Annotated in this window: 23 protein-coding genes and 3 pseudogenes; 14 read left to right on the forward strand and 12 right to left on the reverse strand. The window is 58.8% G+C overall.

Features of this window, described 5'->3' with window-relative positions; translation table 11 throughout:
* Window positions 1-9 precede the first annotated feature (9 nt).
* Window positions 10-714, forward strand: a complete 705-nt coding sequence (locus HB780_RS25655; protein ID WP_183690286.1) for a DUF1013 domain-containing protein — start codon at window positions 10-12, stop codon at window positions 712-714.
* 71 nt (window positions 715-785) lie between these two features.
* Here HB780_RS25655 and HB780_RS25660 read toward each other — a convergent pair whose 3' ends face one another.
* The gene (locus HB780_RS25660) at window positions 786-1445 is read right to left on the reverse strand and encodes a YggS family pyridoxal phosphate-dependent enzyme (protein WP_183690288.1); all 660 of its coding nucleotides are present in this window, start codon (window positions 1443-1445) and stop codon (window positions 786-788) included.
* A 302-nt stretch (window positions 1446-1747) separates the two neighbouring features.
* Between HB780_RS25660 and HB780_RS25665 the strand changes: the two are divergent.
* The 4 genes and pseudogenes from HB780_RS25665 to holA form a co-directional block, all read left to right on the forward strand.
* A pseudogene (locus HB780_RS25665) lies at window positions 1748-3606 on the forward strand (class I tRNA ligase family protein); the annotation flags it as partial.
* Between the two features lie 93 nt (window positions 3607-3699).
* Window positions 3700-4275, forward strand: a complete 576-nt coding sequence (locus HB780_RS33405; protein ID WP_353622971.1) for a class I tRNA ligase family protein — start codon at window positions 3700-3702, stop codon at window positions 4273-4275.
* A complete protein-coding gene (gene lptE / locus HB780_RS25670; protein ID WP_183690290.1) occupies window positions 4265-4786 on the forward strand; it encodes an LPS assembly lipoprotein LptE in 522 nt (173 codons plus the stop codon). The genes HB780_RS33405 and lptE overlap by 11 nt, the downstream gene beginning before the upstream one ends.
* A gap of 14 nt (window positions 4787-4800) precedes the next feature.
* On the forward strand, window positions 4801-5838 hold the full coding sequence (gene holA, locus HB780_RS25675) for a DNA polymerase III subunit delta (RefSeq protein ID WP_183690292.1): 1038 nt from the start codon (window positions 4801-4803) through the stop codon (window positions 5836-5838).
* A gap of 119 nt (window positions 5839-5957) precedes the next feature.
* Here holA and HB780_RS25680 read toward each other — a convergent pair whose 3' ends face one another.
* The 8 genes and pseudogenes from HB780_RS25680 to hemE form a co-directional block, all read right to left on the reverse strand.
* A complete protein-coding gene (locus HB780_RS25680) occupies window positions 5958-6842 on the reverse strand; it encodes a ParB/RepB/Spo0J family partition protein (protein WP_183690294.1) in 885 nt (294 codons plus the stop codon).
* A gap of 30 nt (window positions 6843-6872) precedes the next feature.
* Entirely contained in the window at window positions 6873-7670 is a 798-nt protein-coding gene (locus HB780_RS25685) for a ParA family protein (RefSeq protein WP_047453820.1), read from the reverse strand.
* A gap of 20 nt (window positions 7671-7690) precedes the next feature.
* A complete protein-coding gene (gene rsmG / locus HB780_RS25690) occupies window positions 7691-8308 on the reverse strand; it encodes a 16S rRNA (guanine(527)-N(7))-methyltransferase RsmG (RefSeq protein WP_183690296.1) in 618 nt (205 codons plus the stop codon).
* 33 nt (window positions 8309-8341) lie between these two features.
* Window positions 8342-10221: pseudogene (mnmG, locus tag HB780_RS25695) on the reverse strand (tRNA uridine-5-carboxymethylaminomethyl(34) synthesis enzyme MnmG).
* A 110-nt stretch (window positions 10222-10331) separates the two neighbouring features.
* Window positions 10332-11651 (reverse strand): tRNA uridine-5-carboxymethylaminomethyl(34) synthesis GTPase MnmE, encoded by a 1320-nt coding sequence (mnmE, locus tag HB780_RS25700; RefSeq protein WP_183690297.1) that lies wholly within the window; start codon window positions 11649-11651, stop codon window positions 10332-10334.
* A 293-nt stretch (window positions 11652-11944) separates the two neighbouring features.
* On the reverse strand, window positions 11945-13210 hold the full coding sequence (gene rho / locus HB780_RS25705; RefSeq protein ID WP_183690299.1) for a transcription termination factor Rho: 1266 nt from the start codon (window positions 13208-13210) through the stop codon (window positions 11945-11947).
* A 198-nt stretch (window positions 13211-13408) separates the two neighbouring features.
* Complete coding sequence (hemJ, locus tag HB780_RS25710) at window positions 13409-13963, reverse strand: protoporphyrinogen oxidase HemJ (protein ID WP_183690301.1); 555 nt, start codon at window positions 13961-13963, stop codon at window positions 13409-13411.
* Between the two features lie 4 nt (window positions 13964-13967).
* Window positions 13968-15002, reverse strand: coding sequence for a uroporphyrinogen decarboxylase (hemE, locus tag HB780_RS25715; RefSeq protein WP_183690303.1), 1035 nt, complete (start codon window positions 15000-15002; stop codon window positions 13968-13970).
* 400 nt (window positions 15003-15402) lie between these two features.
* Between hemE and HB780_RS25720 the strand changes: the two genes are divergently transcribed.
* From HB780_RS25720 to dnaQ, 5 genes are read left to right on the forward strand one after another with little or no spacing between them, the layout of a single operon-like run.
* Window positions 15403-16224, forward strand: coding sequence for a pyruvate, water dikinase regulatory protein (locus HB780_RS25720; protein WP_183690306.1), 822 nt, complete (start codon window positions 15403-15405; stop codon window positions 16222-16224).
* Window positions 16225-16262: 38 nt separating this feature from the next.
* A complete protein-coding gene (locus HB780_RS25725; protein ID WP_183690308.1) occupies window positions 16263-16862 on the forward strand; it encodes a Maf-like protein in 600 nt (199 codons plus the stop codon).
* Window positions 16855-17715, forward strand: coding sequence for a shikimate dehydrogenase (locus tag HB780_RS25730; protein ID WP_183690310.1), 861 nt, complete (start codon window positions 16855-16857; stop codon window positions 17713-17715). Before HB780_RS25725 ends, HB780_RS25730 begins: the two co-directional genes overlap by 8 nt.
* Complete coding sequence (coaE, locus tag HB780_RS25735; RefSeq protein WP_183690312.1) at window positions 17712-18335, forward strand: dephospho-CoA kinase; 624 nt, start codon at window positions 17712-17714, stop codon at window positions 18333-18335. Before HB780_RS25730 ends, coaE begins: the two co-directional genes overlap by 4 nt.
* A 1-nt stretch (window position 18336) precedes the next feature.
* Window positions 18337-19053 carry a DNA polymerase III subunit epsilon gene (gene dnaQ / locus HB780_RS25740; protein ID WP_183690314.1) on the forward strand — a complete coding sequence of 239 codons (717 nt, stop codon included), beginning with the start codon at window positions 18337-18339 and terminating at the stop codon, window positions 19051-19053.
* 28 nt (window positions 19054-19081) lie between these two features.
* On the opposite strand, the gene HB780_RS25745 is transcribed toward dnaQ, so the two are convergent.
* The 3 genes from HB780_RS25745 to HB780_RS25755 all read right to left on the reverse strand — a co-directional run bounded on the left by HB780_RS25745 (window position 19082) and on the right by HB780_RS25755 (window position 20959).
* On the reverse strand, window positions 19082-19714 hold the full coding sequence (locus HB780_RS25745) for a LysE family translocator (protein ID WP_183690316.1): 633 nt from the start codon (window positions 19712-19714) through the stop codon (window positions 19082-19084).
* A 146-nt stretch (window positions 19715-19860) separates the two neighbouring features.
* The gene (gene secB / locus HB780_RS25750; protein WP_183690318.1) at window positions 19861-20340 is read right to left on the reverse strand and encodes a protein-export chaperone SecB; all 480 of its coding nucleotides are present in this window, start codon (window positions 20338-20340) and stop codon (window positions 19861-19863) included.
* Between the two features lie 94 nt (window positions 20341-20434).
* The gene (locus tag HB780_RS25755) at window positions 20435-20959 is read right to left on the reverse strand and encodes an FxsA family protein (protein WP_183690320.1); all 525 of its coding nucleotides are present in this window, start codon (window positions 20957-20959) and stop codon (window positions 20435-20437) included.
* A 197-nt stretch (window positions 20960-21156) separates the two neighbouring features.
* Here HB780_RS25755 and HB780_RS25760 point away from each other — a divergent pair, with 197 nt between their 5' ends.
* From HB780_RS25760 to HB780_RS25775, 4 genes and pseudogenes are all read left to right on the forward strand, one after another.
* Entirely contained in the window at window positions 21157-21858 is a 702-nt protein-coding gene (locus tag HB780_RS25760; RefSeq protein ID WP_183690322.1) for a Tim44/TimA family putative adaptor protein, read from the forward strand.
* Window positions 21855-22972, forward strand: a pseudogene (mltA, locus tag HB780_RS25765) (murein transglycosylase A). The gene HB780_RS25760 and the pseudogene mltA overlap by 4 nt, the downstream one beginning before the upstream one ends.
* Window positions 22972-23574 (forward strand): Smr/MutS family protein, encoded by a 603-nt coding sequence (locus tag HB780_RS25770; RefSeq protein WP_183690324.1) that lies wholly within the window; start codon window positions 22972-22974, stop codon window positions 23572-23574. The pseudogene mltA and the gene HB780_RS25770 overlap by 1 nt, the downstream one beginning before the upstream one ends.
* The gene (locus HB780_RS25775; protein ID WP_183690326.1) at window positions 23571-23936 is read left to right on the forward strand and encodes a helix-turn-helix domain-containing protein; all 366 of its coding nucleotides are present in this window, start codon (window positions 23571-23573) and stop codon (window positions 23934-23936) included. Before HB780_RS25770 ends, HB780_RS25775 begins: the two co-directional genes overlap by 4 nt.
* Window positions 23937-24075 lie beyond the last annotated feature (139 nt).

Below are 24075 nucleotides of genomic sequence, written 5' to 3' on the forward strand. Positions count from 1 at the left end.
ACTATATCTATGGCTCAACAATTGCTCATGCCGAAGGCAACGGCCATCTGGCTTGTCGATAATACAGCCTTGTCATTCGACCAGATCGCGCAGTTCTGCAAGCTGCATCCGCTCGAAGTCAAGGCCATTGCCGATGGCGAAGCCGCCCAGGGCATCAAGGGCCTCGACCCGATCGCTACCGGCCAGCTTTCGCGCGACGAAATCGGGCGTGCTGAAGCCAATCCGAACCATAAGCTGAAGATTTCCGAGCCGAAAGTCCGCGTGCCGGAATCCAAGCGTCGTGGCCCACGCTACACACCGGTTTCCAAGCGCCAGGATCGCCCGAACGCCATTCTCTGGCTGGTGCGCAACCATCCGGAATTGAAGGACGCGCAGATTTCCCGCCTCGTCGGCACCACCAAGTCGACCATCGAGCAGATCCGCGACCGCACCCACTGGAACTCGACGAACCTGGCTCCGATGGATCCGGTAACGCTCGGCCTCTGCAGCCAGATCGATCTCGACATGGAAGTCGAAAAGGCCTCCAAGGGCCGTCCGCTGCCGACCGCCGCCGAACTCGGCGCGACGCTGCAGCCGGCGCAGGAGACCGAGAAGCTCGGCTTCAGCTATGAGCGTGACGAACCCAAGGAAAAAGCACTCGACGCCGACGCTGTCTTCGCCAAGCTGAAGTCGCTGAAGTCCGCCACGCCGGACGAAGACGACGATCAGTACTGAGACGTGATCGACCGCATGTTTTAAAAGCCCTGGTTTCCCGACCGGGGCTTTATTTTTTTGATGACCGGACTTTATCTTGTTCCGAAAATCGCCGAGCCGACGCGGACACTCGTAGCCCCGAAGGCAACGGCGATCTCATAGTCGCTCGACATGCCCATCGACAGCTTCTCGACGCCGGCCTTGGCCGCAAGCTTGGCAAGAAGCGCGAAATGCGGCCCCGGATTCTCGTCTGCCGGCGGAATGCACATCAATCCCTCGATCGAAAGCCCAAGCTCATTGCGGCAGAGATCGACGAAAGCGACGGTATCGTCGGGCGCAATACCTGCCTTCTGCGGCTCCAGGCCGGTATTGACCTGTACGTAAAGCCTGGTGGCTTTACCCTGCCGCTTGATTTCATCGGCCAGAGCGCGGGCGATCTTTTCCCGATCGACGGTTTCGACGACATCGAACAGCGCCACGGCATCGGCGGCTTTGTTCGATTGCAGCGGTCCGATCAGATGCAGTTGGATGCCTGATGTCTCGGCCTTCAGCGCCGGCCATTTGCCCTGGCTCTCCTGCACGCGGTTTTCGCCGAATACCCGCTGGCCGGCCGAGATCGCCGGGCGGATCGCCTCGGCATCGAAGGTCTTGGAGACGGCAACGAGTTGCACGGCGCCATCGGGCCGGCCGGCCTGACGGCCCGCTGCCGCGATATGGGAACGAACCTCGTTCAACCGCTCTTGAAGTTCCATCTTTTCGCCTCGATATCCATGCCTACTCGCAAGACTTTGCAGTAATGAGACAGGCGGCCTTTGCCAAGGGCAGAAGCTGCCGAATCCGACTTTGCTTTGCAAGATAAAGCACTTGCAGCGCCCGCTAAACTTGACGCTTGGTTGGTTTCATGATGAAGGTCACGGCCAACTCCCCATGATTTTCTGGAATACAAGATCAGATGGCTACCGAACGTTATAATCCGCGCGATGCCGAGCCTCGCTGGCAGCAGAAATGGAACGATGAGAACGTCTTTCTCACCGACAACGCCGATCCGCGCGAGAAATATTACGTCCTAGAGATGTTCCCCTATCCATCGGGCCGCATCCATATGGGCCATGTGCGCAACTACGCCATGGGCGACGTTGTCGCCCGCTACAAGCGCGCCCGCGGCTACAATGTCCTGCATCCCATGGGTTGGGACGCCTTCGGCATGCCGGCGGAAAATGCCGCTCGTGACAATAAGGTACATCCGAAAGAGTGGACCTACCAGAACATCGCCTCGATGAAGGCGCAGCTGAAGGCTATGGGCCTGTCCCTGGACTGGAGCCGCGAATTCGCCACCTGCGACGTCGAATATTACCATCGCCAGCAGATGCTCTTCATCGACATGATGCAGAAGGGCCTGATCTATCGGAAGAAATCCAAGGTCAACTGGGATCCGGTCGACAACACCGTGCTTGCCAATGAGCAGGTCATCGACGGCCGCGGCTGGCGCTCCGGCGCTCTGGTCGAGCAGCGCGAGCTGACGCAGTGGTTCTTCAAGATCACCGACTTCAGCCAGGAACTGCTGGACGCGCTGGATACACTCGACCACTGGCCGGAAAAAGTGCGGCTGATGCAGAAGAACTGGATCGGCCGTTCCGAAGGCCTGACGATCCGCTGGGAAATCGTGCCGGAAACGGCGCCCAACGCCGATCGCGAGATCGCCGTCTATACGACGCGCCCCGACACGCTGTTCGGCGCCTCTTTCCTGGCGATTTCGGCGGATCATCCGCTGGCCAGGGAAGCCTCGGCCCTCAATCCTGACATCGACGCCTTCTGCGAAGAATGCCGCCGCGCCGGCACGTCGCTCGCCGCCTTGGAAACAGCCGAAAAAAGGGCATCGACACGGGTATCCGCGTTCGCCATCCGCTCGACCCGTCCTGGGAGCTGCCGGTCTATGTCGCCAACTTCGTGTTGATGGACTACGGCACCGGCGCGATCTTCGGCTGCCCCTCCGGCGACCAGCGCGACCTGGATTTTGCCCGCAAGTATGACCTGCCGGTCATTCCCGTCGTCATGCCCAGAGACGGCAACGCCGCAAGCTTTGCCATCGGCGATGTCGCCTATGACGGCGACGGCGTGATGATCAATTCGCGCTTCCTCGACGGCATGAGCCCGGAAGAAGCCTTTGAGACGGTGGCCACGAAACTGTCGGCCATAAGCCTCGGCAATACGCCGCAGGCCGAACGCAAGGTGAATTTCCGCCTGCGCGACTGGGGCATTTCCCGTCAGCGCTATTGGGGCTGCCCGATCCCGGTCATCCATTGCGATGATTGTGGCGTCTTGCCGGTGCCAAAACAGGACCTGCCGGTCAAGCTGCCGGATGATGTCACCTTCGATCAGCCGGGCAACCCGCTGGACCGCCATCCGACTTGGCGGCACGTCTCCTGCCCGCAATGCGGCAAGGATGCCCGTCGCGAAACCGACACCATGGACACCTTTGTCGATTCGAGCTGGTACTACACCCGCTTCACCGCACCCTGGGCCGATGAGCCGACCGACAAGGCCGCAGCCGATCACTGGTTGCCGGTCGATCAGTATATCGGTGGTATCGAGCATGCGATCCTGCATCTGCTCTATTCGCGCTTCTTCACCCGCGCCATGCGCGAAACCGGCCATGTCGACGCCAGGGAGCCCTTCAAGGGCCTGTTTACGCAGGGCATGGTGGTTCACGAGACCTATAGCCGCGGCAATGGCCTGACACGCGAATGGGTGTCGCCCGCCGATATTCGCATCGAGGAAACCGACGGCCGGCGCAGCGCGACCTTGTTGTCGACCGGCGAGGATATCGCCATCGGCGCCATCGAGAAGATGTCGAAGTCGAAGAAGAACGTCGTCGACCCGGACGATATCATCGCCTCCTACGGCGCCGATACTGCCCGCTTCTTCGTGCTCTCCGATTCGCCGCCCGACCGCGACGTCATATGGTCGGAAGCCGGTGTCGAAGGCGCCTATCGCTTCACCCAGCGCATGTGGCGCCTGGTGTCGGAAGCCGCCGACGAGCTGAAAGCAGTCGATCCGGTTCCGGCTAGGGAAGGCGAAGCACTGGCTATTTCTCAAGTCGCTCATCGCACACTGAAGGCCGTTCAGGGCGATTACGACAAGCTCGCCTTCAACAAGGCGGTCGCCCGCATCTACGAATTCGTCAACGCACTGGCCGCGCCGCTGGCCAAGATCGCCGCCGGCGGAACCGATACCGGCTATCGTTCCGCCGCTCGCGAGGCGGTCGAAATCCTGATCGCGCTGGTCGCGCCGATCACACCGCATCTAGCGGAAGAATGCTCGACCGCGCTCGGCAACGCGCATCTCATCGCCATGAGCGCCTGGCCTGTCTATGACGAAGCGCTCGTCGTTGAGAATGAGATTGTGTATCCGGTGCAGATCAATGGCAAGAAGCGCGCCGAATTGACAATTGCGCGCGATGCGGATCAGAATGCCGTGCAACAGGCGGCACTCGCCTTGGATGCCGTCGCAAGCGCATTGAATGGTCAGGCGCCAAAGAAGATTATCGTCGTTCCACAGAGGATCGTAAACATTGTCGTCTGATAAGCTCTTCAAACTCGCCCGCCTTACGGGCGTCGCGTCGCTGATTGCCGTTGCGGGTCTCGTGTCCTCCTGCCAGGTTCGGCCACTTTACGCCGTGAGCACGGGTGTCACCCAGAAGCTTGCCGAAGTTTCCTTCTCCGACGCCAACTCGCGCGTCGGCCAGGAAGTCCGAAATCAGTTGATCTTCATCGCCGGCCGCGGCGCTGGTGAGACGAAGCTGGCAAAATATACGGTCGATCTGAGCGTCAGCTCCGGCACGGCGGGCGTTCTCTACCTGCCATCGTCGGCGACCTCGGCCGCTGGCCGCACCACCGTCACCGCGTCCTTCACGCTGAAGAATGCCAGTGACGGCAAAGTGCTGAAATCCGGCAGCCGCGCCGTCACCTCGCTGGTGGACTTCCCGACCCAGGAATTCGCCAAGCAGCGTGCCATTCGCGATTCGGAAGACCGCGCCGCGCGTGAAGTTGCCGAGATGGTTGCCGCCGATATCGGCGCAGCACTTAGCCGCTGATCTGAGCGCGCGGTATGTCGGAGATCAAATCCCACGAGTTTGACGGATTCCTTCAAAACGCCGCCCGCACTTACCGCCTTTTTGTCATCTATGGCCCGGACCGTGGTCTTGTCTCCGAGCGAGCAGGGCAGGTGGCCGGCAAGACAGGCGTCGACCTGAAGGACGCCTTTTCGCTGATCAAGCTCGATGTCGGTGATCTCCACAACGATGCCGGCCGCCTGCTTGATGAGGTCAACTCCATCGGCCTGTTCGGCGGTGAGAAGCTGATCTGGATTCGCGGCGCAGCCAATGAAAAGGCGCTGATCGATTCGCTGCAGATCATCGCCGACAATCCTCCCGACGCCAGTTTTGTCATCATCGAGGCTGGCGATCTCAAAAAAGGCTCCGGTCTGCGCAAAGTGGCGGAAGCATCCCGCAAGATCGCGACCGTCCCGTGCTATGCCGATGACGGACGCGCGCTGAACAACCTGATCGATACCGAGCTTGCAAGCGAAAATCTACGCATCTCGCCCGGAGCACGGCAAGTGCTGCTTGAACTGCTGGGCGGTGACCGGATCGCGTCGCGCAATGAGGTCCGCAAACTGGCGCTCTATTGCCGCGGGCAGGGGACGATCGAGGAAGAACATGTCGTCGACATCATCGGCGACGCCAGCGCCATTTCCGCGGATGACGCCGTGGATGCCGTTCTGAAGGGGGATTCGGATGCTTTTCTGCATGCAATGCAGAAGATCGCCGCATCCAAGACATCGATGTTTCTTGTCCTGCAAGGCTGCTTGAGACAATTTCAGCTACTGGACGTCATGCGCACAGAGATGGATGAAAAACGTGTGCCGCCGGCGCAGGTTATGCAAACGCTCGGCCGGCATCTGCATTTTCGTCGCAAGCCGATCATCGAACAGGCGCTTCGGAGCTGGACGGCGCCGGCAATTGCCCGCGAGATGAACCGTCTGCAGTCGGCCATCCTTCAAACCAGACAGCGCGCCAGCCTCGAAGATACCATCGCCACACAGACGCTGCTGTCGACCACGCTGCAATCCGCCCGCAAGGGCTAGAGCGCCGCCCTCATTTAAAGGCGAGGCGATCACTTCAAGATATTGATTTTAAATAATAATATCCGCTTTCGAACGATACTGTCCGAAAGCGGATGTCCCGGTGTTTCACGGGAAAAAGCTCAACGCCGCTCAAGCAGCCGGCAGATTTCTTCCAGTTGCTCCAAGGTCTTATAGGAAATCTTCACCTGACCGCCGCTGCCGCGATGGTTGATCGCAACATCCAGCCCAAGCGTGTCGGACAGGGTGCGTTCCAGCGCCAGCGTATCCGAATCCTTGTCATCCTTGCGCGCGGCCAAGGGCCGTGGATCGTTTTGCGCCTTGATATCGTTCTGCGCCAGCCGCTCGGCATCACGCACCGACATGCCCTTGGAGACGATCGTGCGAGCAAGTGTCGCCGGATCGGAGGTCGATACGAGCGCGCGGGCATGACCGGCCGAAAGGCTACCGCCGGCGAGCATGTCGCGAACCTGTTCCGGTAGTTTCAGCAGGCGCAGCGAATTGGCGACATGGCTGCGGCTTTTGCCGATGATCTCGCCGAGGTCGTTCTGCGTATAGCCATGCTCGGCGATCAGCTGCTCGTAGCCCAACGCCTCTTCGAGAGGGTTGAGATCGGCGCGCTGAACGTTTTCAACAATGGCGATTTCCAGCGCGGTCTTATCGTCAACGTCGCGAACGATGACCGGAATCTCAATCAAACCAGCCAGTTGCGCCGCGCGCCAGCGTCTTTCGCCCGCTATGATTTCATAGCGATCGGCAGAAACGGTGCGCACGACAACCGGCTGCACAATGCCGTGCTGACGGATAGAGCTGGCGAGGTCGTGCAGCTCACTTTCATCGAAATAACGGCGTGGATTCTTCGGATTGCGGTTGATGAATTCGATCGGCACCAAGCGATCCGGATTGACGCCCGGCTTGCCGGCCTCAACAGGCGTTGGCTGATCCATCTCTCCGATGAGAGCTGCCAGGCCGCGCCCGAGACGCCGTTTCGAAAGATCATCATTCATCGCAACACTCACTCCAGAACAAATACACTATCAGGCGGCGGCCTTCCGCTGCCGTTCCCGCTGGATAACTTCCGACGCCAATTGCAGATAGGCCTGACTGCCGGCGCATTTCAGATCGTAAAGGATCGCCGGCTTGCCATAGGAGGGCGCCTCGGACACGCGCACGTTGCGCGGAATCAACGTATGGTAGACTTTTTCGCCCAGATGCGTGCGCACATCATTGACGACCTGCTGCGCCAGATTGTTGCGGGAATCGAACATCGTCAACACAATCCCCTGAATATCCAGGGTCGGATTGACAGTACGACGCACCTGATCGACCGTCTCCAACAACTGGCTAAGGCCTTCCAGCGCGAAGAACTCGCACTGCAGCGGCACCAGGACCGAATGCGCGGCCGCCATGGCGTTCATGGTCAACAGGTTGAACGAGGGCGGGCAATCCACCAGAATATAGGAGAAAGCCGTCGCGCCAGCGCCGTTCAGAGCCCGACGCAGCCGGAAAACCCGATCAGGCTGCTGCGCAATCTCCATTTCGACACCAAGCAAATCCATCGTCGAGGGGACGATATAGAGATTCGGCACAGCCGTCTCCTGAACCGTATCGAGGATCGTATGCGTGCCAACCAGAAGATCATAAGAGGATACTTTTCGGTCGCGACGGTCTATTCCGAGGCCCGTGCTGGCATTTCCTTGCGGATCGAGATCGACGATCAGGACACGCTCGCCAATAGCGGCCAGAGCCGTAGCCAAGTTGATCGCGGTGGTTGTCTTACCAACACCACCCTTTTGGTTTGCGATAGTAATAATCCGGTTTCGCTCGCCGATCATTTGCCGCATATCCATCATGGTTAAATTCGACGACGAGGGCGAGTTAACTCTAAGATCACGGAATCGCTCTCGACAACACTGTTGTGTTTTACCAGATCGAACTCCCAACGACCACGGGCTTTCTGGACCTCACGTTCGTAATCCCTGCCTTTATGCAGCAGCAAACGTACATTTTCATTACGTTCGACCCATGGCGCTGCATAGTCCAGCAACGTATCCAGCTCGGCAAGCGCCCGCGCAGAGATGACATCGCAATCAACAATGATCTTCGGCGCCTCCTCGATGCGCACCGCATGAACGGCGCCGCGGGCCTCGCATTCCCGGAGACAAACCCTTAGAAAGGCGGCCTTTTTCTGGTTGCTTTCCACCAGATCGACATGCCCGTCCTTCTGCTCCGCCAGAAGAATTGCCGTGATGATGCCTGGAAAACCGCCGCCACTTCCCAGATCGGCCCAGCGCGCCGGCTTCTGATGAAGCTGGAAAATCTGGGCGCTATCGGCAATATGCCGACGCCAAAGATCATCGATGGTCGAAGGCGCGACCAGATTGATGGTCTTCGCCCACTTCTGAAAGAGCTCGGCAAAGTGCTGCAGCCGCCCCTGTGTTTCACGTGAAACACGCAAACCGTTTAATTCCATGGCAGGACTCTCACACCTTGCAATGCCTTGATATTACGAAACAAGCTTGCGCTCATCCACCGCCGTCAGCTTGCGCAGATGGGCCAACAATAGCGATATCGCCGCCGGCGTCATTCCGTCAATCCGCGAAGCCTGGGCGATATTCTTCGGCCGTGCTTTCATCAACTTCTGCTTCAGCTCATTCGATAGCCCCGACAATATCGAGAAATCGAAGTCAGTAGGGATGAGCCGCTCTTCCTCGCGCCGAACCTGGACGATATCCGAGGTTTGGCGATCCATATAGACCGCATAGGCCGCCTCGATCTCAACAGCTTCAACGACACGCCGATCGATCGAACGCAGTTCCGGCCATAGACCGGACAGTGATTCAATCGAATGCTCCGGATAGGACAAGAGATCATAGGCCGTCCGGCGCTGACCATCCTTATTAAGATGCAGACCAGCCTTCTCTGCCTCATTCGGCGTGACGCTCAGCGTCTTCAGTTGAGTCCGCGCATAGTCGAGCTTCTCAATGTAATCACCAAAGCGAGCTGCGCGCGCAGTACCGACACAACCGATAGTCAGGCCAAGAGGCGTCAAACGAACATCAGCATTGTCAGCGCGCAGCGACAGTCGATATTCGGCGCGCGATGTGAACATGCGATAGGGTTCGGCGACGCCACGCGAGGTGAGATCGTCGATCATCACACCAATATAAGAGTCCGTTCGGCTGAGTTGGATCGCGTCGCCACCTGAGGCCAATCGCGCCGCGTTGAGGCCAGCAATCAGCCCCTGCGCTCCCGCTTCCTCATACCCCGTGGTTCCATTGATCTGCCCCGCCAAGAATAGGCCCGGGATCTTCATTACTTCCAACGAAGGCTTCAATTCGCGCGGATCGACGTGATCATACTCAATCGCATAACCGCATTGAAGGATTCGGACTCGTTCCAGACCCGGAATAGTCCTGATGAAAGCATCCTGAACGTCCTCAGGGAGGGACGTCGATATGCCGTTGGGATAGACCGTCGTATCGTCGAGCCCCTCCGGCTCCAGAAAGATCTGATGCCCGTCACGCTCGCCGAACTTGACGATCTTATCCTCGATCGACGGACAATAGCGCGGTCCGACACCCTCGATCTGCCCGGAATACATCGCCGAACGCATAAGATTATCGGCAATGATCTTATGCGTCGCTGGCGTCGTCCGCGTCACCCCGCATTCGATTTGCGGATTCACGATGCTATCCGTCATGAACGAAAAAGGCACTGGCACGTCATCGGCGCCCTGGCGCCCGACCGCATTCCAATCAATTGTCGTGCCATCAAGACGCGCAGGTGTTCCCGTCTTCAGGCGGGCCAGCGCCAGCCCATAGCGCTCCAGCGTCCCCGACAGGCCCACCGACGGTTCTTCGCCCACGCGGCCAGCAGGAATTTTCCTGTCGCCAATATGGATCAAGCCGCGCAGAAATGTGCCGGTCGTCAGGACAACGGCGCCACAGCGGAATGTCCGACCATCCTTCAGCACCACAGCGGAGACACGACCGTTACTAATGGTCAGATCGAAGGCGTCACCTTCGATAATGTCAAGATTTTCAATCGCGGCGATCTCAGCCTGCATGGCAAGGCGGTAGAGCTTGCGGTCGGCCTGCGTGCGCGGACCACGGACAGCCGGACCTTTTTTCGGTTCAGCATCCGGAACTGAATGCCGCCGGCATCGGCAACGCGGCCCATCAGGCCATCGAGCGCATCGATCTCACGAACCAGATGACCCTTACCTAGGCCGCCGATCGCCGGATTGCAGGACATTACGCCGATCGTATCGCGCTTGTGCGTGAGCAGAGCCGTTTTGGCGCCCAGCCGAGCAGCTGCGGCCGCAGCTTCGCTGCCCGCATGCCCGCCTCCGACGACGATCACATCATAACTAGTCTCGAGCATTGCCAAGCCCTCAGTGTTGCCGTCTGTTTGGCACACCAATTTAAGGAGTCAAGAACGTTTCACGTGAAACCTTTTGAATCGCCTATCTCATAGGCCGTGTTTCACGTGAATCACTTTCCGATGCAAAATTCGGAGAAGATCACGTCGAGAAGATCCTCGACATCGACCCTTCCGGTAATCCGGCCGAGACTATGCCCGGCCTGGCGAAGGTATTCCGCACGAATATCCAATCCGGCAGAAGCGGCGCTAACCGCCTCCGTCAGCGCCTCCAGGCTCTCAGCCAATAGAGTCCGGTGCCTCAAACGGCTCGGCAGGGCCAACGACAGAGAAGTAGAGCGTTCCTGGAGATCTCCAACCAATAGCTGATGCAATTCCGCGAGACCGGAGCCAGTGCTCGAGGAAATACAGAGATCGTATTCATAGTCCCTGGCCCGATGAATATCCGCTTTGGTGCCGACGCGAAAAATCCGGCCGCCAAAGCCGGGAAAATCGGTCTGCGCCTCCGTGCCAATCTCCGCGAGAGAAAGAACAACATCGGCTTCCGCCGCTGTCCTCAATGCGCGCTTTATCCCCTCGCGCTCAATGACTTCCTCGGTTTCGCGCAATCCGGCCGTATCGTAGAGCCGAACCGCGTAACCCTCCATATTGAGATCAACATGCAGGACGTCGCGCGTCGTGCCGGCAATGTCGGTGACGATCGCCACCTCGCGACGCGCCAGCGCATTCATCAGGCTGGATTTTCCGGCATTGGGCGCACCAGCGATGACGACCTTCAAACCGTCGCGAACAATCTCGCCAAAGCCGGCGCCGGCAAGATGCGCTGACAGTTCCGCCCGCAGCTTCGCCATATCATCCCAGACCAGATCGGATACCGAGCCGGGCACGTCGTCTTCATCGGCAAAATCCAGCTCAGCTTCAATCAGGGCACGGGCGCGAGTCAGGCGATCAGCCCACCCTTCATAGAGTTTCGAAAGGCCACCAGCAGCATGCTCTACAGCCAAGCGCCGCTGCATTTCTGTCTCGGCGGCGATGAGATCGGCAAGGCCCTCAACCTCGACAAGATCCATCTTGCCGTTTTCCAGGGCGCGACGAGAGAATTCACCGTGCTCCGCCAGGCGGCAGCCATCGAAGTCGGTAAGTTCATCCAAAAGCGCGGCAACAACGGCCTTGCCACCGTGAACCTGGATTTCCGCGCAGTCTTCACCCGTAAACGAGGCTGGCGCGGGGAAGATCAGCACCAGACCTTGGTCGATCGTTAAACCGTTACGAGTCCGAATCGTTTTCAATGCCGCCTGTCGAGGCTTCGGCAATGAGCCAGCCAGTGCATGTACCGCGGCAAGTGCCTCAGGACCGCTAATCCGCACCACCGCTACCCCAGCTGGAAGAGCACCGCTTGAAAGCGCAAAGATCGTATCACCGATTGTGTTCATCTAATTGATCCGCATCCGAATCGATTCCCGGCACTCTGCGGCAAAGGAGTCGATCTCTTACTATCTTCCAAACTAATCAGTCTTTCGTCCGATTACCTCAAAGCGAAGTGTTTCACGATTTGCAGCACGGAGCGAATGAGACCAAAGATCTCGCTCCGCAAAATCAGTAACACCCGGTCAATCGAAACATATGGTACCTCCAGGACAATAAACGAAATCGGGCCGCAAACGCGACCCGATCCATATTGTCATAGCGTCCGTCACCCATGAGCGACGGTCAATCCGGTTAAGGATCAGGTGTTCATCGAGTCGAAGAAATCCGGATTGTTCTTCGTCTGCTTCAACTTGTCGATCAGGAATTCGATCCCGTCGGTGGTACCCATTGGTGCGAGGATACGGCGCAGGACGAAGATCTTCTGCAGATCCTGACGCGGCACCAGCAGGTCTTCCTTACGCGTACCGGACTTGAGGATATCCATGGCCGGGAAGATACGCTTGTCGGCGACCTTACGGTCGAGCACGATTTCCGAGTTACCGGTGCCCTTGAATTCTTCGAAGATCACTTCGTCCATCCGGCTGCCGGTATCGATCAGCGCGGTGGCGATGATCGTCAGCGAACCGCCTTCTTCGATATTACGCGCAGCACCGAAGAAGCGCTTCGGGCGCTGCAGGGCGTTGGCGTCGACACCGCCCGTCAGGACCTTGCCAGACGAGGGAACGACGGTGTTGTAGGCACGGCCTAGGCGCGTGATCGAATCGAGCAGGATGACAACGTCGCGTCCATGTTCGACAAGGCGCTTGGCCTTCTCGATAACCATTTCGGCAACCTGAACGTGGCGCACAGCCGGTTCGTCGAAGGTCGAGGAGACGACTTCGCCGCGCACCGAGCGCTGCATGTCGGTCACTTCTTCCGGACGTTCGTCGATCAGCAGAACGATCAGATAGCAATCCGGATGATTGGCCGTGATCGAGTGGGCGATGTTCTGCAGCAGCACGGTCTTACCGGTGCGCGGCGGCGCTACGATCAATCCGCGTTGGCCCTTGCCGAGCGGCGCTACGAGATCAATGACGCGGGACGAAAGATCCTTGGTGGTGGGAACGTCGAGCTCCATGCGGAAACGCTCGTTCGGATAGAGCGGCGTCAGATTGTCGAAATGGACCTTGTGGCGAATTTTTTCCGGGTCGTCGAAATTGATGGTGTTGACCTTCAGCAGCGCGAAATAGCGCTCGCCTTCCTTCGGTCCACGGATCGGTCCCTCGACGGTATCACCGGTCTTCAGCGAGAAGCGGCGGATCTGCGACGGCGAGATGTAAATATCGTCCGGACCTGGGAGATAATTAGCATTCGCGGAGCGCAGGAAACCGAAGCCGTCCTGCAAAACCTCAACGACGCCTTCACCGATAATTTCAACATCCTGGCTGGCGAGTTCCTTCAGGATCGCAAACATCAGTTCCTGTTTGCGCATCGTGCTGGCGTTTTCGACCTCGAGCGATTCAGCAAATGCCAGAAGATCGGTCGGGGATTTGTTCTTAAGTTCTTGAAGCTTCATTTCAGCCATGAAGGGAATTACTCTATTTTTAGAAGGGGAAAGGCAATGTTGGTCGTATTCAGAGCCGCGATGGGGGAGCTCGCGGGCGATAGAACTGATACATGCCACGAAGAAGAGATGGCGGGAAAATAGCGATTCAGTTGGCGCCCCGCAAGGGGGGCCGGCGAAATGAGGAAAATTTTACTTTAACGCGCAGTTCCGCCGATTTTACGCGAAGGGCTTTACCACCGCCAGGATGACGATCACGATCATTAACAGGGTCGGCCCTTCGTTGATAATCCGCCAATGCCGGGCTGAATAGCGGTTGTCATCGCGGGCAAAGGCCCGCACCGCGCGGCTGAGGAACATATGCACGCCCGTCAGCAGCACGACAAGCCCGATCTTGGCATGTAGCCATCCGCCATGGAAACCATAGACCGACCAGGCGAGATAGAGCCCGAAAATCCAGGTCAGCATCATCGCCGGCGTCATGATCCCCTTCAGGAGCCGGCGCTCCATCACCTTGAAATTCTCGGATTGCTGCGAACCTGGCTCGGCATCCGTGTGATAGACGAACAGCCTTGGCAGATAGAGCAGACCCGCCATCCACGAGATCACCGCGATGATATGCAGCGCCTTGACCCAGAGGTAGAGATCGTCCGGATGCCAGGCGAACAGGCCGATCGCCAGCGCCACGAACAGCAGGATCATGAAATAGGCACGGCGGCTGGCGCGGGCGCCCGCAGCCGCATCCGTCTGTTTTTCCGTCGGTTGCTCGCTCATGGCCTCAGCCCTTCCATCCACGAACGCGTTCCACCAGCGCGGTGACATTGGCTGGATCGGCCTGCGGCGTGATGCCGTGGCCCAGATTGAAGATCAGCGGGCCGTGGCCCAGTTGCTGCAGGATATCGTCAATCCCGTCCTCCAGCGGCTTGCCGCCGGCAACAACACGCATCGGATCGAGATTTCCCTGCACCGGTCCCTCCCGCTGCAACTCCTTGGCAAAGGCGAGCGGCACAGACCAATCGAGTCCGATCGCATCGGCGCCCGTCTTCTGGCGATATGTCTTCAGCTGATACCCCGCTCCCTTGGCGAATGCGATGATCCGCGCGTGCGGTCGTTGCGCCTTCACCGAAGCGATGATCCTTGCCACCGGCTTGATGGCGAAAGCCTCGAATTCCTGCTCGCCAAGCACACCCGCCCAGGAATCGAAAATCTGCACAGCATCGGCGCCGGCATCAATCTGCGCCACGAGATAGGCGGCTGATATCTCCGCAAGCAGCATCAGCAAATGCTCGAACGCTTTTGGATATCGGTAGGCGAAAAGCCTGGCAGGGGCCTGGTCCGGCGTGCCGTGTCCGGCGATCATGTAGGTCGCAACCGTCCAGGGTGCTCCGCAGAAACCGAGAAGCGTCGTCTCATCCGGCAGTTCCCCCCGCAGCCGCCGCACCGTTTCCATGACCGGAGCGAGATGCTGAAGCACGCCATCCGCTTTCAACGCGAAAATGCCCGCCTCGTCGATCGGATCCATTTCTGGGCCATGTCCCTCGGTATAAAGGACATTGCGGTTCAGTGCGTCGGGGATCACCAGGATATCCGAAAACATGATCGCTGCATCAAAGCCATAACGCCGGATCGGCTGCATCGTCACTTCGACCGCATGCTCCGGGCTGTAGCAGAGATCGAGAAAGCTTCCAGCCTTTGCTCTCGTCTGCCGATATTCCGGAAGATAGCGTCCCGCCTGGCGCATAAGCCAGATGGGGGGAGGGGTCAGCGTTTCCCCGCTGAGTACCCTTAAGATCTTCCGGCGCGCACTGTTCACAGTCATCATCCCATATAAAAACAAAGATATATCTTAAGTTTCTATTTCTTAGAGTCTGTGACTATCAAGGATTAAAATTCATCCACGGCTGATCCAATTTGTCGCGCCTCCATCCCGGATTTCGCAAAAAGTTCAGGCTCTCTCCGGGATATGTGGAAAAGATAAGCGTTAGATCAATAATTCTAAGTGCTTGGCTCAGATTCCCTATCGATCCCATCTGGGGATAAACTGGGGAGACGTGTTGCTCAAAATAGCTTATCCACATTACCCACAAGCGCCGCTGAACGCCTTCCCGAAAAACCGAAATGTGGAAAAGTCGGAGGTTTTCCACTTGCCCCCGACCGGGCGGTTCCCGTACCTCTCTTTTCTCCCATGATATCAACAGGTGATGGAAAGTAGCGTGGAAAACCGGACAAGCTTCTTTCATCTTCATCTGATTTCTGACTCAACCGGCGAGACTCTGATCTCCGCCGGACGTGCTGCATCCGTGCAATTCCATGCCAGCCAGCCGATTGAGCATGTCTACCCACTGATTCGGAATCGCAAGCAGCTGCTGCCGGTTCTGGAAGCGATCGATCATAGCCCTGGCATTGTCCTCTATACGATCGTCGATCGCGAGCTTGCCGATTTCATCGACGAGCGTTGCCGGGAGATGGGTGTACCCTGCGTCAATGTGCTTGAACCGGTCATGAACGTCTTCCAGACCTATCTCGGTACGGCGTCGCGTCGCCGGGTTGGCGCCCAGCATGTCATGAACGCCGATTATTTCGCGCGCATCGAAGCCCTGAACTTCACCATGGACCACGATGATGGTCAGATGCAGGATGATTATAATGATGCCGACGTCGTCATCATCGGCATTAGCCGGACGTCGAAGACGCCGACGAGCATTTACCTGGCGAACCGGGGCATCAAGACCGCCAATATCCCGATCATCGCTGGCGTGCCCTTACCCGAAAGCCTGATCCTGGCAACCAGGCCGTTGATCGTCGGGCTCGTAGCCACGACCGATCGGATATCCCAGGTGCGCGAAAACCGCATTCTCGGCGCGACCACCGGCTTCGACCGTGGTGGCTACACCGATCGCGCCACCATCTCCGAAGAGCTGAAATATGCCCGGTCGCTCTGCGCGCGGCATAATTGGCCGATCATCGATGTCACCCGCCGCTCGATCGAGGAGACGGCAGCCGCGATTGTTGCCCTGCGCCCGAAGCTGCGCTAAGCGCTGCATAGCATTATATTTTCAAGGTTCGTCTGATCATGACCACGCCGCTCATCCTTGCCTCTTCCAGTTCGTTCCGACGGATGTTGATGGAAAATGCCGGCCTGCATTTCCAGGCGCTTGCGGCTGATATCGACGAGCGCGCGATCGAAGCGCCTTTGGAGCGGGATGGCGCCGGACCGGATGCTGTGGCGCTGGTGCTGGCCAAGGCCAAGGCCAAAGAGGTGAGCGACCGTTTTCCGGGATCACTCGTCATCGGCTCGGATCAGACCATGTCGCTCGGCAGCCAAGTCTTCCACAAGCCGAAGACAATGGCGGAGGCGGAGAACCATCTGCGGAGCTTGTCGGGCAAGACCCACCGCCTGAACAGCGCCATCGCCTTGGCACGCAACGGCGATATCATCTGGGAGCATGTGTCCCACGCCGAACTGACGATGCGCGATCTCTCCGCTGAGTTCGTCCATCGCCACCTGACCCGTGTCGGCGGCAAGGCCTTGTCGAGCGTCGGCGCCTATCAGCTCGAGGGTGAGGGGATCCAGCTCTTCTCGAAAATCGACGGCGATTATTTCACCATTATCGGGTTGCCGATGTTGCCGCTCCTGCAAAAACTTCGCGAATTGGGGGCGATCGATGGGTGATTCACGTGAAACACACGGCCAGAATGCCTTCGTCACGGGCTATCCTGTCAAGCATTCGCGCTCCCCGTTGATCCATGGTTATTGGCTGCGCTCGCTCGAGCTTGCGGGCAGCTATCGTGCGCATGAAGTCTCCCCGGATGGCTTTCCGGCCTTCATCGCGGCTTTGAAAGATGGCTCAAGCGGCTACATCGGCGGCAATGTGACGATCCCGCACAAGGAGATCGCCTTCAAGCTGGCGGATCGGCCGGACGAACTGTCCGAGGAGCTTGGCGCGTCGAACACGCTCTGGATCGAGGATGGGCTGCTGCACGCGACCAACACCGACGGCCGCGGCTTCACCGCCAACCTCGACGAGCGTCATTCCGGCTGGGACCACACCGACCGGGTAGTGATCCTCGGTGCCGGCGGCGCCAGCCGTGCCGTCATCCAGGCGGTGCGGGACCGTGGTGTCGGAGAGATTCATGTCGTCAACCGCACCGTCGAGCGGGCACAAGAACTGTCGGATCGCTTTGGCGCGCATGTCCATGCCCATCCTATGGGCGCGCTGGGCGAGGTGATGCGAGGCGCCGGTCTCTTCATCAATACGACGTCGCTCGGCATGGAAAACGAAGTGGCGCCCACAATCGATTTTTCGCCGCTCGCTGAAAACGCTGTTGTCACCGACATTGTCTATGTGCCGTTGAAAACCCCATTGCTGGCGCAGGCCGAGGAACAGGGCCTTGCCATTGTCGATGGCCTCGGCATGCTGCTGCATCAGGCGGTGCCGGGTTTTGAAAAATGGTTCGGCAAGCGTCCCTTGGTCGATGAGGTGCTGCGAGCTCTGATTATCGCCGATATGGATAAGCACCGATGATACGCGTTGGCCTCACCGGTTCGATCGGCATGGGAAAGTCGACCTCGGGCAAACTGTTCGCCGAGGCCGGCATTCCCGTCAACGATGCCGATGCGGTGGTGCATGATCTTTATAGCGATAGCGGCGAAGCCGTTCCGCTGATCGAGGCCGCTTTTCCGGGAACGACGAAAAATGGGACCGTCGACCGGCAGGAGCTTGGCCGTCAATTGGCCGTCGATCCCTCCGGCTTCAAGCGCCTGGAGGCGATCGTCCATCCGTTGGTGCGGCAGCGTGAACGGATATTTCTGGATCATCAACGCTCCGCCGGTGCCGATATCGTCGTGCTGGATATTCCGCTGTTGTTCGAGACCGGTGCGGATCAAAGGGTCGAGAAGATCGTCGTCGTGAGCTGCGATCCAAAGATTCAGAGAGAAAGAGTGCTTGCCCGGCCCGGCATGACGGAGGAAAAATTCAACATGATTCTCTCCCGTCAGACGCCGGATGCGGAGAAACGGGCTCGGGCCGACTATATTATCGATACCAGTCACAGCATCGACGTGACGCGAGAGCAGATAAGAGACATCATAGCGGACCTCCGGCGCCAAGCGGTGGACGGTGGACCCACAGGCGGAGAGCCCTGATATGCGCGAGATCATTTTCGATACGGAAACCACCGGGCTCGACAACAAGGCCGACCGGATCATCGAAATCGGCGGCATTGAGCTCTTCAATCACTTTCCGACCGGCAAGACCCTGCATCTCTATATCAATCCCGGCGACCGCAAGGTTCATCCGGACGCGCTGGCCGTGCACGGCATCACCGACGAGTCCCTGAAGGACAAGCCGCCCTTTGCCGACGTTGCCGACGAGATACTGGCCTTTTTCGAAGGAGCCAAGTGGATCGCCCACAATGCCACCTTCGACATGGGCTTCGTCAATGCCGAGTTCGCCCGGCTTGGCCGTCCGCCGATCCTACCCGACATGGTGACCGACACTTTGGCCATGGCGCGGCGCAAGCATCCGATGGGGCCGAACTCGCTGGATGCGCTCTGCCGGCGCTACGGCATCGACAATTCCCACCGCACCCGACATGGCGCGCTTCTCGACTCCGAATTGCTGGCAGACGTCTATATCGAAATGATCGGCGGCCGACAGACGGCGCTTGGGCTTGGCAGCAGCAACGGTTCGTCCGCGCGGTCCCGCCAGAATGATGACGCGGAAGAGGTCGTCGCGGATATTCTGGCGCGGCCTCAGCCCTTGCCTGGCAGGGTGAGCGAGACTGAGGAGGCCGCTCACACCGCCCTCGTTGCCAAGCTGGGCGAAAAGGGCATCTGGGCGAAATATCGCACATCGAACTGAGGGATATCTCAAGCGCTCGAAGGCTGAGCTAGGTCCTGGTTCCCAGAGCAAGCCGGCAGGCCAGCCCCGCAAACACGGTCGCGAGAAGATATTGCGGCAGTTTCGGAAATCGGGAAAATCCGGCAAGGCGGGCGCGAATATGGCTGCCAACCAGGATCACCGAGCCATTCACCAAGAAACCGATCCCGTTCAATATCGTGGCGAGCAGAAGCATTTGCCCGATCATCGAGCCGCCCTCGGTGCTGACGAATTGAGGGAACAGGGCAAGGACGAACAGCACCATTTTCGGGTTCAGAAGATTGGTCGCAAGGCCTTCTGCGAAAATCCGCCTGTTTGAAAGCCGCTTCAGCGCTGAAGTTGGAGAAAAGCTCGATCCTTGCGAGCGGATCGTTTTGTAGGCCAGATAGAGAAGATAGACACAGCCGGCCCAACGCACGATCTCATAGGCGATCGGCACGGTCATGAAGAGCTGCGAGAGGCTGAGCGCGGCAGCAAGAGCATGACAGTAGGTGCCAAGCGCAATGCCTGCATAGGTCAGAAAACCCGCGGCCCGTCCCTGGCTGACGCTGCGCGAAGCGATCAGCAGCATATCGGGGCCGGGTGTGGCGGTGAGAACCACGGCGGCGGCGGCAAAAAGTGCAATTGTGGAGAGATCCGGCATAAGTCTTCCCTTCGGATGGAGCCGGAATTCCCGTCTAGCAAATTTCGACCAAATGGCAAGTCATGCCTGGCGTGTTCTCCAAACGAAAAATGCCCGGATCAATCATCCGGGCATTTTTATTTCTATCGATGGAACCGGCCGTGGGCTTAGTTCGGAACCGCCGAAACCTGGGCGCGGGCCTGTTCTTCGGCCATGCGCTGCGTGAACATCTGCGCGAAATCGATCGGGTCGATCATCAGCGGCGGGAAGCCGCCGTTGCGGGTGATGTCGGCGATGATCTGACGGGCGAAGGGGAACAGCAGGCGCGGGCACTCGATGAAGAGCAGCGGCAGCATATGTTCCTGCGGGAAGTCGGTGATGCGGAAAACGCCGCCATAGACCAGCTCGGTATGGAAGAGAACCCGGTCGCCATCCTTGGCGTCGGCATTCAGCGTCAGCACGACGTCGAAATCGGAATCCGACAGCGGGTTGGCGTTGACGTTGACATTGATGTTGATATCGGGAGCGTTTTCCCGAGCCTGCAGCGAGCGCGGTGCACCTGGATTTTCGAAGGAAAGATCCTTGGTGTATTGAGCAAGGATGGTAAGGCTCGGGCTGGCTGCGCCGTTGCTGTTTTCGTTGGCCATGGGGTTTCCTCTGACGTCAATAGGTGTCGCCATCTAGCATTTCGAACAAGGGCTTACAACCCTCAAGCCCTAGGCGATCCGGAGCCCTGTCGCCCTACTCTTCAAGGCGTTTGCGGTCCGACCAGGGCGAATTGCGATCGGGTTCGCGATGGAAATCGGTCTCGTCCAGATCGACGACCCGTCCAGTGCCGGACGGCCGGGGTTGAGGGCCGGGCGCTGTATTCGGGCCAGGCCCGCGTCTGAACGGGCGCGTACTGCCAAGGACGACGATACGCTTGCGCAGGACTTTCCAGGCAAGCTCGCGCACGGCAGGAATGAAGAGCAGTAGGCCGATTATATCGGATAGGAAGCCGGGCAGCATCAGGAAGAATGCAGCAATGACAATCATGGCGCCATGCACCATCTCGCGGCCGGGGTCGCCACCATTGCGGCTTTCAGCCGAAATGCGCTGCAGAATGCCGATGCCCTGGATCCTGAGAAGGGCTGCGCCCAGAACGGCGCTCAGGATGACCAGTGCCAATGTCGCCCACACTCCGAGCATTTTGCCGACGACGATGAATCCGGCGATTTCGGCAAGCGGCATCAGGAAGACGAAGATAGGTACAAGGGATAGGCGCATGTTACGGTGTCCTGGAAGCGGTCGTATCTCTGACTTAGCATGATTTGGCTCGAAAACCGCGTCACACTTTAGGGAATGATGCTAAAGCGTTAGTCCATCGTATGTAATAAAGATACCGGTCCGCTATTTGAATGATGGATGGATGCAGACTATATGGGGAATGAAACTCTTAATTTTAATGGTGGTTCCGACACGAGATGGGTGCAAACGACTTTGTGACGATCTTTTTCCTGGTGGCAGCGGTGCTGATTTTCTTTCAGCTGCGCAGCGTCCTTGGCCGCCGCACGGGGAATGAGAAGCCGCCGCGCGATCTCTATGGTTCGCCCGATCAGGCCGCTGGCCCGAATGCTCCTGATGCTGGCAAGGTGGTGACCTTGCCGCGCCGCGATGCGACCGAGGATGAGGACCGCTTCGCCGCAATCGATGCCTTCACGGCAGCCGGCACGCCGCTCAATGATTCGCTGCGCGAATTGAACAAGGCCGATCCGAGCTTCAATCCGAAGGAATTCGTCAACGGCGCCCGCATGGCCTACGAGATGATCGTCATGGCTTTTGCCGATGGCGACCGCAACGCGCTCAAGGGTCTGTTGTCGCCCGAGGTCTATGAAGGCTTCGATGCGGCCATCACCGAGCGCGAGAGCAAGGGCGAAAAGGTGAAATCCACGTTCGTCGGCATCGACAAGGCCGATCTCGTCAGCGCCGAGATGAAGGACACGGAAGCCACGGTGACCATGCGCATCGTCAGCCAGATGATTTCGGCGACCTACGACAAGGGCGGCACGCTGATCGATGGCGATGCCGAGTCTGTGGCGGAGATCAGCGATGTCTGGACCTTTGCCCGCGACAGCCGCTCGCGCGATCCCAACTGGAAACTCGTGGCGACCGAATCCGAACAATGACGACCGCATCGAAGGATTTCAGGCTGGAGCCGGCAACCTTCGCCGATCTGAAGGGCTGGGGGGATGATGATCCCTCCAGCCTTTTTCGTGCGATGAGGGACTGTCGTTACCATGTCCGGGACGTAAAGCCCTATCGCACCGGTGCCGCCGGCCTGAATGCCGAAGATCTCCTGACCCTGCTCGACGATGCCGAAGGTTATGAGCCGCGCGACGCGGCCGAGGCTCGCGCTTTCTTCGAAGAACGCTGCCAGCCCTTTTTCATCCGACGTGGAGATGGCGGCAGAGGTTTCGTGACCGCCTTTTTCGAGCCGGAAATTACCGTTTCCGCGACGCCGGAGGAGACCTATCGCTATCCCTTTTATCGCCGGCCGGATGATCTGATCGATCTCGATGATGCCAACAGGCCCGCCGGGCTCGATCCATCCTACATGTTCGGCAGGTCGAAAGACGGAGTGATCTCCGCCTATCCCGACCGGGGCGAAATCGATCGCGGCTATCTGGAGGGCAGGGGCCTGGAGATCGCCTGGGCGAAGTCCAAGGTCGATGTCTTCTTCGTGCATGTGCAGGGGGCTGCCCGGCTGCGCTATCCCGATGGGCACATGGGCCGTATCACCTATGCCGCCAAGGCCGGCCACGCTTTCTCGGCCGTCGGCCGCCTGCTCATCGAGCGTGGTCTGCTTGAGCGGGCAACGATCTCGATGCAGACGATCCGCGATTGGCTCTACGCCCATCCGCAGGAAGTCGACGAAGTCCTGTGGCATAACCGGTCCTATATTTTTTTCGCGAGGCCGATGTCAGTGATCCCGGGCTCGGCCCGATCGCGGCAGCGAAAGTGCCGCTGGTTGCTGGTCGTTCGCTGGCGGTCGACCGGCTGATCCACACCTTCGGCTTTCCCTTCTTCATCCAGTCGGAAAGTCTGACCCATCTCGATGCCGGCCAGTCCTTCGGGCGGCTGATGCTGGCGCTCGATACCGGCTCGGCGATCGTCGGTCCGGCGCGTGGCGATATCTTCACCGGTTCCGGCTACGATGCCGGAGAGCTTGCCGGAACTGTGCGCAACGACGCGGATTTTTATATATTGGTTCCAAAGGCGGCAGCTCAGAGGTTTGGCTGATGGCCCCAGAACGCAGAAGCCCAGAAGGCAAAAGCAAAGACCGAAAGCTCAGCACGGATGAGCGTGTCCTCTGGGGCAAGGTGGCGAAAAGCACCCGGCCGATGCCAGGGCGACAGGCCGACATGGAGGCTTTCGAGGAAGTCCTGGCGGCAGAGGCAAGGGCGGAGGAGACCGTGCGCGCCGAAAAGGCGAGGGTCGCTCCGATAACACCAGCCGATCCGCAAACTCCGCCATCGGTGGCAAAACAGCCCTCTGGTGCGCATTACCCGCTGGAACGGCCGGTCAAGCGCAAGATCGCCAAGGGCCGGCTGGCGCTGGAAGCGCGGATCGACCTTCATGGGCTGATCCAGAGCGAGGCGCATGTGATGCTTCTGGATTTCCTTTTCCGGGCGCATGAGCGCGGCCTTCGCCATGTGCTTGTCATCACCGGCAAGGGGAGCTCCATGGGCAGCGACGGTGCCTTGAAGCGTGCCGTGCCGCTGTGGTTTTCCAAGCCGGAATTCCGCTTCCTGATTTCCTCCTACGAAACTGCGGCGCAGCACCATGGCGGCGAGGGCGCCCTCTATATCCGCCTGTCGCGGCCAAAGGGGGACAGGCCTTGACCCCTTTCGGCGAAGCGGTCCGGAAACTGAGGGCCCGCAAAGGTGTTTCGCAGAAGGACATGGCGGCGGCGCTGAATGTGACGCCGGCCTATTTATCTGCCCTGGAGCATGGAAAGCGCGGCACGCCGACCTTCGATCTGCTGCAGCGCGTCGCCGGATATTTCAACATCATCTGGGACGAAGCGGAGGAATTGTTCCTCCTGGCGCGCTTCTCCGACCCGCGTGTCGTCGTCGATACGTCAGGTTTGGCACCGGAATATACGGCGTTTGTCAACCGCTTGGCGGGCCGGATTCGCAATCTCGATGCGACCACGATCGGGGAACTGTCCCTGGTTCTGGAAAATGCCGGAAAAAGGGGCTGAAAACCGCCTTAATCCCCTGATTTATACCCCATATAGGGGCCTTCCGTTTGGAAGTTGCGGACGAAACATCCTATATTCAGGGAAAGAAAAACTGCTGATTCGTTAACGATCGGCGGTGTTCTCTAAAACACTGGAAAGA

It is taken from the genome of Rhizobium lusitanum, assembly GCF_014189535.1.
Lineage (GTDB): Bacteria > Pseudomonadota > Alphaproteobacteria > Rhizobiales > Rhizobiaceae > Rhizobium > Rhizobium lusitanum_C.